General features: G+C 35.8%; 9 protein-coding genes and 1 riboswitch. All 9 genes read right to left on the reverse strand.

Going from position 1 to position 12782, the window contains the following annotated elements:
* Nucleotides 1-8: 8 nt before the first annotated feature.
* The 9 genes from aroG to clpB all read right to left on the reverse strand — a co-directional run bounded on the left by aroG (nt 9) and on the right by clpB (nt 12706).
* A complete protein-coding gene (gene aroG / locus Q1J40_RS00130) occupies nt 9-1076 on the reverse strand; it encodes a 3-deoxy-7-phosphoheptulonate synthase AroG (RefSeq protein WP_301097965.1) in 1068 nt (355 codons plus the stop codon).
* A gap of 57 nt (nt 1077-1133) precedes the next feature.
* Nucleotides 1134-1973, reverse strand: a complete 840-nt coding sequence (gene ypfJ, locus Q1J40_RS00135) for a KPN_02809 family neutral zinc metallopeptidase (protein WP_301097966.1) — start codon at nt 1971-1973, stop codon at nt 1134-1136.
* A gap of 47 nt (nt 1974-2020) precedes the next feature.
* Complete coding sequence (locus tag Q1J40_RS00140) at nt 2021-4711, reverse strand: DNA translocase FtsK (RefSeq protein WP_301097967.1); 2691 nt, start codon at nt 4709-4711, stop codon at nt 2021-2023.
* A gap of 9 nt (nt 4712-4720) precedes the next feature.
* The gene (gene lrp, locus Q1J40_RS00145) at nt 4721-5203 is read right to left on the reverse strand and encodes a leucine-responsive transcriptional regulator Lrp (protein WP_301097969.1); all 483 of its coding nucleotides are present in this window, start codon (nt 5201-5203) and stop codon (nt 4721-4723) included.
* A gap of 898 nt (nt 5204-6101) precedes the next feature.
* Nucleotides 6102-6563, reverse strand: coding sequence for a 6,7-dimethyl-8-ribityllumazine synthase (gene ribH, locus Q1J40_RS00150; RefSeq protein WP_301097971.1), 462 nt, complete (start codon nt 6561-6563; stop codon nt 6102-6104).
* A 105-nt stretch (nt 6564-6668) separates the two neighbouring features.
* Nucleotides 6669-7868 (reverse strand): bifunctional 3,4-dihydroxy-2-butanone-4-phosphate synthase/GTP cyclohydrolase II, encoded by a 1200-nt coding sequence (locus Q1J40_RS00155; protein ID WP_301097973.1) that lies wholly within the window; start codon nt 7866-7868, stop codon nt 6669-6671.
* 63 nt (nt 7869-7931) lie between these two features.
* On the reverse strand, nt 7932-8579 hold the full coding sequence (locus Q1J40_RS00160; protein ID WP_301097974.1) for a riboflavin synthase: 648 nt from the start codon (nt 8577-8579) through the stop codon (nt 7932-7934).
* Nucleotides 8580-8633: 54 nt separating this feature from the next.
* A complete protein-coding gene (gene ribD / locus Q1J40_RS00165; RefSeq protein WP_301098029.1) occupies nt 8634-9719 on the reverse strand; it encodes a bifunctional diaminohydroxyphosphoribosylaminopyrimidine deaminase/5-amino-6-(5-phosphoribosylamino)uracil reductase RibD in 1086 nt (361 codons plus the stop codon).
* Nucleotides 9720-9902: 183 nt separating this feature from the next.
* Nucleotides 9903-10040: riboswitch (FMN riboswitch) on the reverse strand.
* An 89-nt stretch (nt 10041-10129) separates the two neighbouring features.
* Nucleotides 10130-12706 (reverse strand): ATP-dependent chaperone ClpB, encoded by a 2577-nt coding sequence (gene clpB, locus Q1J40_RS00170; RefSeq protein ID WP_301097976.1) that lies wholly within the window; start codon nt 12704-12706, stop codon nt 10130-10132.
* Nucleotides 12707-12782: the final 76 nt, after the last annotated feature.

The following is a 12782-nucleotide window of genomic DNA, read 5'->3' on the forward strand; positions in this document are numbered from 1 at the left end:
TTATCTAATTATTTAAATTTACGACGTTGCTCTACTGCATCAGCTAATTTGAATAAGACTTCTTCACTATCTTGCCAACTAATACAAGCATCAGTAATACTTTGCCCATACGTTAAAGCCTTTCCATCCACTAAATCTTGGCGACCTTCAATTAAGTGGCTTTCAATCATTACCCCTGAAATAGAAAAAGATCCCGATGAAATTTGTTCACAAACTGAATCATTCACTAGTAATTGGCGTTTATACTGTTTTTGACTATTGGCATGACTATAATCAACCATTACATGCGGACGACGACCTGATTTTTCGATTGCTAAGCATGCCTTTTTCACTGACTCTGCATCATAATTTGTTCCATTCTCGCCACCTCGAAGAATAATGTGACAATCTGGATTACCATCAGTCGAAACAATAGCAGAATGTCCAAATTTGGTTACAGATAAGAAGTGATGAGGAGCTTCAGCAGCACCAATAGCATCAATAGCTATTTTTACACTACCATTTGTTGCATTTTTAAATCCAACTGGGCAAGATAAACCAGAAGCAAGTTCTCTATGAACCTGTGATTCAGTCGTTCTCGCACCTATTGCGCCCCAACTCATAAAATCAGCAACATATTGTGGAGTAATCATATCTAGAAACTCACCAGCTGCTGGTACAGTAAGATTATTAATATCAGATAATAATTTTCGTGCAATCTTTAATCCATCATTTAATGAAAAAGTTTCATTCAAGTATGGATCATTAATTAATCCTTTCCAACCGACTGTCGTTCTTGGTTTTTCAAAATAAACTCTCATAACAACTTCTAAATTTTTCCTAATTTTTGGGTTGTTACGTACCATTCTAATTTTTTTAGCATATTCAATCGCAATCTCTGAATCGTGAATTGAGCAAGGACCAATAATGACTAATAATCTATCATCTTCCCCATGTAAAATTTTTTGTATCGATCTCCGAGTGTTAGCAACTGTTTCTACAGCAATATCACTTGCGGGGAAAAGTTCTAATAGTGCAACTGGAGGTAATAATTCCTCAATATTATTAATTCTTATATCATCATTTTTATATATCATGCACATTCCTTAAAAATTTTATTTCCTTAAATACTGGTAATTTACCAAATTATCTATTCAAATTTGACAAACATTAGGATCACCAGCTTGTAAACCTTTTTGAAACCATTCCAATCGTTGTTTTGATGTACCATGAGTAAAACTATCAGGAATAACTCTGCCTTGGTTCTGTTGTTGCAATCGATCATCACCTACAGCCTCTGCAGCTAAAAAGGCTTCTTCAACATCTCCTGACTCAAGTTTCCCTTCTTGTTGAATTTGATGTCCCCAAACACCAGCAAAGCAATCAGCTTGTAATTCAACACTAACAGAAATTTTATTTGCATCAATTTTATTTCTTGCAGAATGCTGTGCTACCTGAGTTTTTTGTGTAATACCTAACTGTTGCTGTACATGATGCCCTACTTCATGAGCAATAACGTACGCAAAAGCAAAATCCCCAGAAGCTTTTAATTGATATTTCATATCCTCATAAAAGGAAAGATCTAAATATATCTTTTGATCGATTGGGCAATAGAAAGGCCCCATTACTGATTGTCCTACTCCACAAGCAGTTTGAGTCGCACCTTGATAAAGCACCAGCGTAGGTTCATGATAAATCATACCATTTTCTTGAAAAAAACGTCCCCAAATTCGTTCAGTTGTGTAAAGCACTTTACGAGCTAGCATATCTAGAGATTGTTCCTCTTCTGAAGATCTCTCATTTATTGATTTACTTTGATAATTTGATTGAAGATCTGTTCCAACAATACCAGATAAATCTACTCCATAATAAGCGCCAATCAATAAAATGATAAAGCCTATTACACTGATTTTTCTCTTACTCGCTCCACCTCTGTACCGTTGCCCTCTTCTGTCTTCAATATTTTGGCTTTCTTTATCATTATCTAATCGCATAGTTATCTCTATTTTGTAAAATATTCAATCAAACAGACCGCTTATGGCTATCTCGCCAAGATCTCACGTTTTCCTTTATTATCTGGTTCAGATAAAATACCTTGAGCAGTTAGTTGATCCACGATTCTAGCTGCGCGATTAAACCCAACCGAAAAGCGTCGTTGAATGTTACTAATTGATGTAATTTCTGTATCAATAACATATTGAACCACTTCATCAAATAAAGGATCTAAATCACCTGTCATACCTTCTCCCGTTGCACTATTTTCATCATTTGATTCAACAATGCTTTCAATATAATGAGGTTTACCCCTTGCACGCCAATCGTCTGCCACTCGTTGCACATCCGCATCCGTCATAAAGGCACCATGTACACGTACAATATCAGGGCTTCCAGCAGCAGAATAAAGCATATCGCCTCGTCCCAATAAAGACTCTGCTCCGCCTTTATCTAAAATAGTACGTGAATCGATTTGGCTTGCCACTGTAAAGGCGATTCGACTTGGAATATTTGCTTTGATCACCCCTGTAATTACATCAGTTGATGGTCGTTGTGTAGCTAAAATAAGGTGAATCCCCACTGCTCTTGCCTTTTGAGCAATGCGCATAATATGATCTTCAACTTGCTTACCTGCAGACATCATCAAATCAGCAAATTCATCAACAATAAGTACGATATAGCTCAGCTTTTCTAGTGGAGGAGGTAACTCATCCATTGTGTCACCCGGTTTCCATAATGGGTTAGGGATAGGCAATTGCATTTCATCTGCTTGTCTAATTTTATCATTATAGCCCTCAATGTTACGTACACTTAGACTACTTACCAGTAAATACCGCCGCTCCATTTCTTCCACAGCCCAACGTAACGCATTTTCTGCTTTTTTCATATCCGTTACAACAGGTGTAAGCAAATGAGGGATATCTTCATATACTGAAAGCTCAACCACTTTAGGGTCAATCATAATAAAGCGAACTTGCTCTGGCGTAAGTTTATACAGCAAGCTCAAAATCATAGTATTAATCCCTACTGATTTTCCGCCTCCTGTTTGACCAGCTACTAATAAATGAGGCATTTTTGCCATATCAACAACAATAGATTTACCACTAATATCTTTACCTAATGCCATCGGTAAAATTGCCTTAGTTTGAGTAAATTCATCACTAGCCAACACGTCTTTGAGCCATACGGTATCCCTATGACGATTTGGGGTTTCAATACCCATATAAGGCTTACCAGGTACAACTTCAGTAATACGAATCGCATCAAATATTAATGCTCTAGCAAGATCGCTCCCCAAGTTCATAATCTTTGATGCTTTAACCCCGGCAGCAGGCTTAATTTCATACCGAGTAACAACAGGTCCAATAAGCACATCTTCTACTGTCGCTTTTACCCCAAAATTTGCTAATTCTTGAGTAATTCTACTTGAAGTATCCAAGATTTCTCTCTCTGTAATCGGAGGGGCATCACTTGATTGAGTTGTCAGTAAATCAATCGTTGGCATTGGCGTAGTCGGCTTAGCTAGATGTTTCTTTTTCTCTAGTAATGGATGAATTAAACTTTTACCATACCCTTTAGGGTATGTTGTTTTTTTTGTTATATCTTGGATATTATCTACTTCTTGCTCTGCTTGTTCTACAATAGGCTCAACAAATTCAGCAGAAACATGTGGAGGCATCATTTTCTGCATAAATGAAGGAGAATCATTTGCGGTTAAATGCGGTTTGGATTCTATATTAGCAATCTTTTGTTTAACATCTGTATCGCTATTCTGTTCAATCTCCAAATTAGGTTCTAATCTTACTTTAGGAATAGAGGTTTGAGAAATATATACCTCTTCCTCATTTTTATAATTATATTCTTCTGCTTCGATTGGTAGAGACTGCTGTCTTGGGTTATTAGATTCAGGCATACTTACTCTAGGTAATGAAATTTCAAATTCAGGTTTATCAAATATGATGTCATTCCTCTCTTGCTCATCCTTAAAAACCTTTCGCTCAGCTGTTAAACCTGTAATATTAGGACGTGCAAAAGTTGATACATCTGTAAATTTAAACTTATCCTGAATAGCTTCTTGTACTTGCTTCTCTTGGTTACATACAGTCTCAGTAGTATTTCGATTAACTTGTTCTTTTTCTTTTTTATTTTTATCAAATACAGGATGATATTTATCTTTATTACCTTGCATAACCCAATCATAAAGCTGAATGGCAAGATCAATTAATACTTTACCTGAACAAAAATAAAAACCAATAGCAGTAAAAATAGCAGAAAAGAGTAATACTCCAAAGATCCCTAGTACATTATCAAATAAATGAGTGAGCATACCTCCAACAAACCCACCTGAAAGATAGTAAGCAGTATCAGAAAACAATACACTAAACAATCCAGATAACCCTAAAAGTAAAAAGAAAAAACTAATACTCCATAAAAAGATACCTTTGCATGATATAGATTCACTTTCACGAGTCACTAATAAATAAATGGGTACAAAGGTTAATCCAAAAGGTACGAGAAAGGCTATCTGTCCAAACATAGAAAAGAGGATATCAATCTCCCATGCACCTAACGTACCTGCTTTATTTAATGTTTTATCAGTAAGGCTACTTGCGACTGACCAGCCATTATCCAAAGGGCTATAACTCGCCCATGCCACAATTAAATAAATACCAAAAGCGATAACTAATAGTAAGAAAAATTTAATTAAATTTTCTCTACCTTTTAAACGTTTGATCACATTCTTCCCTTATTTTAACTGCAAATAATTAGTCTGTTTAACTTCTTCCATTACAACATAAGTTCTTGTGTCATTTACACCAGGTAAACGCAATAATGTTGTGCCAAGTAATTGCCGATAAGCTGCCATATCCGCAACACGCGTTTTTAGCAGATAATCAAAATCTCCCGATACTAAATGGCATTCTTGGATTTCATCTAATTGCTGAACAGCCTCATTAAATTTTTCAAAAACATCGGGTTTACCTCTAACAAGAGTAATTTCAACAATTACTAATAAAGGAGCAGACAATAAATCAGGATTAAGTAATGCCCTATACCCCATTATTACATTTTGTTTTTCTAAACGTTTAACACGTTCTAAACATGGTGTAGGTGATAATCCTACTCTTTTAGATAATTCAATATTAGAGATCTTTCCATTTCGCTGTAACTCATTAAGAATTTTAAAATCAATAGTATCTAGTGCTTTAGATAGTTTTTTATTTTCCATTTACATACCTTTTTAGCGGATTGTTCTAATTCCTTATTCTACAACCTAATATTTATTAGGTCTAAAATTATTTGCAAAAAAAAAGTAAAATCTAACCGCTTGTAACATAATGAATTAGTAAGATTACAATAAAATATAAACACTTTTCATTTGATCTTTTAATTATGATCTTCCTCAATCAAAAATAGTAATAACTCGCTATAACGCTTCAAAATTATAGAAATTATTCCTTTATAAAGCTGCCTTCCTTTACATTTCTTATATTAGGTTATTGTAATAATATTTTTGCTGAATAACCAAAAAAATTAGTATTTCAAGCAGTAGATAAAAATTCAAATATACACATGAATACTTCTATGAATTAACACAAAGATAGCAAAAGTTAAACAATATAAAATCATACTAACAGATAACATATATTGAAATGATATATTTTCATCAATGGTTTGTCTAAGATATGATCATGAGACAGTAGAATCTCAATCTTTCAAAACTAGTTGTTCTTGTACCTCTACATTTAAAAACAGATCAAGTAAATCCATCAAAGGAAACTGTCCTTATTAACAGAAATAGTTTTATTAGCTTAGAAAGATAAGTTAATGAAGATTATCTTATATATTTGATATTTTTAACCTAAAAATATCATATTACATGCAAGCATATACAATCTATTTAATAAGAAAATATCATACTTGAGATACATTAAAAGATATAAATTATCGTAGCGCAATAAATTCTGTTGATACTAACAATGAAAACCAACATCTTGAACGCTTCTATGCTCCCAGCAGAAACTGTAGCCTATCTGCTGAAATTCGTTTCTAATAGCTAGCAGATAAAGAAAAATGAGTGATCCTATAAACCACTCATTTTTATTCATATAAAAAAATAATAAATCTTAAAGTGCTTTCAATACATTAACCATTTCAATTGCGCCTAATGCACATTCTGCACCTTTGTTACCTGCTTTTGTGCCTGCACGCTCAATTGCTTGCTCGATACTTTCTGTTGTTAATACACCAAACATCACTGGTACGCCAGTTTGTAGAGAAACTGCACCAATACCTTTTGCAGCTTCGTTACAAACATAATCATAATGGGTTGTTGAGCCACGAATAACTGTACCTAAACAAATTACTGCATCATATTTTTTACTTTCTGCCATTTTCTTAGCTACAAGAGGAATCTCAAATGCACCGGGAACCCAAGCTGTATCAATATCTGCTTCTGATGCACCGTGACGCAATAAAGTATCGATTGCTCCGCCCAATAACTTATCGTTAATAAAATCGTTGAAACGTGCTGTAACGATACCAAATTTTAATCCTGTTGCGACTAAGTTACCTGTAATTTTTGCCATTTTTGACTCCTTGAATAATTGATTAATACTGTTTTTAAACTGCTGAAATTGATTTATAGATAAACTCTCTATAGTTTAATACCTAAATTTACTGCCCACCCTAAACTACAGATTAAGCATATGCCCCATTTTGATCTGTTTTACTCTTAGATAATTAATATCGTTTTTATTTGGTTCTACGATAATAGGTTCACGAGCAACAATATTCATACCTTGGTGTTTCAAACTATCAATTTTTTTTGGGTTATTCGTGAGTAAACGAATAGATTTGACGCCTAATGCTTGGAACATCTGAGCTCCAATGTAATATTCTCTTTCGTCTTCTTTAAAACCTAAAGCGACGTTCGCTTCCACAGTATCTAAGCCTTTATCTTGTAATTCATAAGCACGTAACTTATTAATTAATCCAATACCACGACCTTCTTGACGCAAATAAAGCACCATTCCTCTGCCTTCTTTTTCAATTTGTGTCATCGCTGCTGCAAATTGTTGACCACAATCACATCGTTGTGAACCGAACGCATCGCCAGTTAAACATTCAGAATGGATACGGGCTAACACATTTTCACCATCACCAATATCGCCTTTAACTAATGCAACGTGTTCCTTACCTGAAATCACTTCAACAAAACTATGCGCCATAAATTCGCCATATTTAGTTGGCATTTTTACCACTGACACTGGTTTTACTAAGCTATCATACTTACGACGATACTCTTGTAACTGTGCAATCGTAATAAATGGCATATTGTGCTTAGTAGCGAACTCTTGTAATTTCGGCATAGTCATCATCGTGCCATCCTCTGCCATAATTTCACAACATAAGCCTGCTGGTTTTAAACCCGCCAAACGAGCTAGATCTACTGTTGCTTCCGTATGTCCATTACGAACTAATACTCCACCTTCTTTTGCAACAAGTGGAAACATATGTCCTGGACGACGAAAATCACTTGGTTTAGCATTGTCATCCACCATCTTTAATGCTGTATGGGAACGATCAAATGCTGAAATACCAGTGCTTGTGTCAATATGATCAATCGCAACAGTAAATGCTGTTTCATGATTATCTGTATTTTTCGATACCATTGGATGAAGCTCTAATTTATCCGCCAAATCTTGTGAAATCGGAGTACAAATTAATCCTTTTCCATAAGTAGCCATAAAGTTAATATTTTCTGGTGTAGCAAACTCTGCTGCGCAAATAAAATCGCCTTCATTCTCACGATCTTCATCATCAGACACTAAAATAATTTTGCCTTCTGCAATTGCTTTTAATGCTTCTTCTACTGTTGAAAATTGAAACATATCTTCTCTTCCTTTAAATTAAATACGTAAATAATGGTCTGTACGCCATAATTACTTTATTGATTAAAACCCAACTTTTTCTAAGAAAGCTTGAGTAATTTCTGTTTTAGGTTCTTCTGGAGCTTTTTTCATTAAAAACTGCTCAATGTATTTGCCGACAATATCATTTTCTAAATTCACGATACTGCCTACCTTTTTAGACCCTAAATTGGTTTCTTTAATCGTGTGGGGAATAATGGAAACACGAAAACTTTCAGCATCTGTATCCACCACCGTCAAGCTAATTCCGTCAATAGTAATCGACCCTTTTTCAATGATGTAACGCATTAATTTTGATGAAGTTTTAATGCGATACCATATAGAGTGATTAGCAGGTGTGATCTCAACCACTTGTCCTGTACCATCAATATGCCCAGAGACAATATGCCCACCAAAACGTCCATTAGCTGCCATTGCACGTTCTAAATTTACGGGACTATCAATTTGAAGATCACCTAACGAAGTACGCTTAAGTGTTTCTGACATCACATCAGCGGTAAATTGATTTCCACTAAAAGAAGTTACCGTTAAACAAACACCATTGACGGCAATACTGTCGCCTAAATGCGCATCCTCTAACACTTTTGAAGCTTTAATTGTGATAACAGCAAATTCGCCTGATTTCTTAATCTGAGCGATTTTACCCACTTCTTCAATAATACCTGTGAACATAACTTTTTCCTCACATTCCTTTCTAATAAAGAAACAATTTATAAAATCAATAAGTTATAAAACTTCGAAATCTAATAAAATATCTTCACCGATTAATTCGGTAGATTTCAGCGTTAATCTTACCGCTTGTGAAATATCACCAATCCCTTCACCACCAATTGGCGTCTTCGCTGTTTTGCCACCAAATAATTTAGGTGCGATATAACAATGTACTCGATTAACAATGCCACTCTCTAACGCACTAAAATTAAGTTGAGAGCCACCTTCAATCAATAAACTATCGATCTGTATTGCGCCCAATTTTTGCAAAAGATCGGGCAAATCTACCCGCTTGTTTTGTGCATTACATTGCAATACTTGCACACCAAAACTTTGGAATTGCTCAATTTTCTTAATATCAGTAGAGATAGTCGCAATCACTGTTGGAAATTGTTGTGCCGTTTGTACTAACTGACTATCGAGTGGTGTTCTTAGCTGAGAATCACATACAATACGTACTGGTTGTTTTGCATTTGACATTCGGCTATTCAATAATGGATTGTCTGCTAATACGGTTTCCACCCCAACCATAATGGCACTGTATTGATGCCGTGTTTTCTGTACATTTTGACGAGCAGATTCTCCTGTAATCCATTTAGATTCACCTGTTACTGTGGCGATTTTGCCATCTGCTGTCATTGCATATTTAAGTAACACGTAAGGGCATTTTGTTTGGATATAGTGAAAAAAGATTGGATTAAGCTGATCACACTCTTCTTGCATAAAATCTTCAATCACTTCAATGCCTGCTTGGCGCAATTGATTAGCACCTTTACCTGAAACTAGAGGGTTAGGATCACGTGAACCAATAAAAACTTTTTTAATGCCACGCTCAATTAATAAATCAGAGCAAGGTGGTGTACGTCCATGATGACAACAAGGTTCAAGAGTAACGTAAGCTGTAGCTCCCGTAATATCTTCTTCACAACGAAGAATGGCATTGCGTTCTGCGTGCCATTCGCCTACTCGTTCGTGATAACCTTCCGCAATAATCTTGCCGTTTTTTACGATCACACAGCCCACTAAAGGATTTGGGTTTGTCCATCCTCTTCCTTGTTCTGCAAGTTCAATGGCTCGTGCCATATAATCAAAATCTGTCATAGGTATCAAAAAATTAAGCGGGCAGGCAAAAAATGCCATAAATGGAATGGTCATAAATAGTCGAATCTACACCCAATAAGGGTGTAAATTGATTTATGAAAAAAGCCTTGAAATCGTAAGATCCCAAGGCTTTTGCAAAAAGATGAACGGAAACCACCGCTTATACACGGTGATTTCGTTTGCTATTCTCTTCTTCCATCCAGACTATACTGTCGGTACTGGAATTTCACCAGTTCCTGCTCAATTGTACTCTTACAAAGTACCATTTCGCTCGCGGACTTTACCGCCGATCGGGAATTTCACCCTGCCCTGAAGATTAAATTAATATTAAAAAATTGTTAATGATTTTGCTCGCATTCAAATTGAAAGTCAAGCAACAAAAACACTCCACATGATTAAACTTCAATCATTTAGTTATTTTCTGCAATGAATTTTCCATCTCGATAATCCACTACCACAGGTTTATTTGGTAATAAGCTACCAGATAAAATTTGTTGTGCTAATGGATTTTCAAGGGATTGCTGAATTGCACGTTTAAGTGGTCTTGCACCAAATAATGGGTCAAAACCAGCTTCACCAATATGATCAAGTGCTGCATCTGTTACTGTCACACTATAACCATGCTCAGCCATACGTTTAATTAAGCGATCCAATTGAATACTTGCAATGGCACGAATATTCGCTTTATCAAGTGGGTGGAATACCACTGTTTCATCAATACGGTTGATAAATTCTGGACGGAAATGTTGTCCAACCACAGACATTACAACTTTTTTCATTTCAGTATAGTTCATATCTTGTGCAGTTTCCTGAATCAATTGTGAACCTAAATTTGAAGTCATAATAACCACTGTATTTCTGAAATCGACTGTTCTTCCTTGTCCGTCAGTTAAACGTCCATCATCCAATACTTGTAATAAAATATTGAATACATCAGGATGCGCTTTTTCCACTTCATCTAATAAAATGACAGAATATGGGCGACGACGAACTGCTTCGGTTAAATAACCACCTTCTTCATAACCAACATAACCCGGAGGCGCACCAACAAGACGAGATACACTGTGTTTTTCCATAAACTCAGACATATCAATACGTACCATCGCATCTTCACTATCAAACAAGAAATTTGCTAATGTTTTACTCAATTCAGTTTTACCTACCCCTGTTGGTCCTAAGAATAAGAACGAACCAATTGGGCGATTCGGATCAGATAATCCAGCACGACTACGACGAATAGCATTTGCTACAGCATCAACCGCTTCACTTTGTCCAATCACACGTTTATGTAAAACTTCTTCCATTTTGAGTAGTTTTTCTTTCTCGCCTTCCATCATTTTTGCCACAGGAATACCTGTTGCACGAGAAAGCACTTCAGCAATTTCTTCATCTGTTACACGAGTACGCAATAACTGCATTCCAGTATCTTCACTTTCGTGTTTTTCAGCTTCCGATAATTGTTTTTCTAAACTTGGAATTACGCCATATTGTAACTCTGACATTTTTTCAAAATTACTTTCACGGCGAGCTTGTTCCATTTTCAAACGAGCATCTTCAAGTGCTTCCTTGATATGTTGTGTACCAAGCAATGTTGATTTTTCTGCTTTCCAAACTTCTTCAAGTTCAGCATATTCACGCTCACGAGCTGCGAGATCTTCATTTAATTTTGCAAGTCTTTGACGGCTTGCTTCATCATCTTCTTTTTGTAACGCTTGTTGTTCCAATTTTAATTGGATGATACGGCGTTCCAAACGATCTAAAGGCTCTGGTTTAGAATCAATTTCCATTCTGACACTTGATGCCGCTTCATCAATCAAGTCAATCGCTTTATCTGGTAATTGACGATCACTAATATAACGATGTGAAAGCGTTGCTGCTGCCACAATTGCTGGGTCAGTAATTTGTACGTGATGGTGAATTTCATAACGTTCTTTCAAACCACGTAAAATCGCAATGGTATCTTCAACTGTCGGTTCATCTACAAACACTTTTTGAAAACGACGTTCTAGCGCCGCATCTTTTTCGATATATTGACGATATTCATCAAGAGTGGTTGCACCCACACAGTGTAATTCACCACGAGCCAAAGATGGTTTTAATAAGTTACCTGCATCCATTGCTCCATCTGTTTTGCCTGCACCAACCATAGTATGAATTTCATCAATAAAGAGAATAACCTGTCCTTCTTCTTTAGCTAATTCATTCAATACGGCTTTTAAACGTTCTTCAAACTCACCACGGTATTTTGCTCCCGCAATTAATGCTCCCATATCAAGAGAAAGAACACGTTTATTTTTTAAACCTTCCGGAACTTCATTATTTACAATACGTTGTGCTAACCCTTCCACAATTGCTGTTTTACCGACACCCGGTTCACCAATTAACACTGGGTTATTTTTGGTACGACGTTGTAAGACTTGTACTGTACGACGGATCTCTTCATCTCGACCAATAACTGGATCTAACTTACCGCTTCTTGCTCTTTCGGTTAGATCAATTGTATATTTTTGAAGTGCTTGTCGAGTTTCTTCTGCATTTTGACTATTCACGCTCTCCCCTCCTCTAATTTGCAGGATCGCATTACTAACTTTCTCTTTTGTTAGTCCCAAATTCTTTAATAATTTACCTAAATCGCCATTATCATCTAATGCGGCTAACACAAATAATTCAGATGAAATAAAGCTATCACCAAATTGTTGTGCTAACTTATCACATTGATTTAACAAGCGAATAAGTTGTTGTGATGGTTGAACATCTGTCCCTTGCACCTGTGGTAAGCGGTTAAGCATACTTTCTAATTCATGTACTAATTTTTCTGGTTGTACATTCAACGTGGTAAATAACGGTGAGATCGAACCATCATTTTGCTTTAACAAGGAAAATAATAGATGCACAGGTTCAATGTAAGCATGATCTTTTCCAATTGCTAATGATTGTGCTTCAGCAATCGCTGTTTGAAATTTACTGGTAAATCTATCAATATTCATAATTACCTCGATATTTGATTCGGTTATATCCTAATCATCATATAGGATTCGTTTACGTTGATATAAATTGGGGAAT

The sequence above is a fragment of the Otariodibacter sp. genome (genome assembly GCF_029256985.1).
Classification (GTDB): Bacteria; Pseudomonadota; Gammaproteobacteria; order Enterobacterales; family Pasteurellaceae; genus Otariodibacter.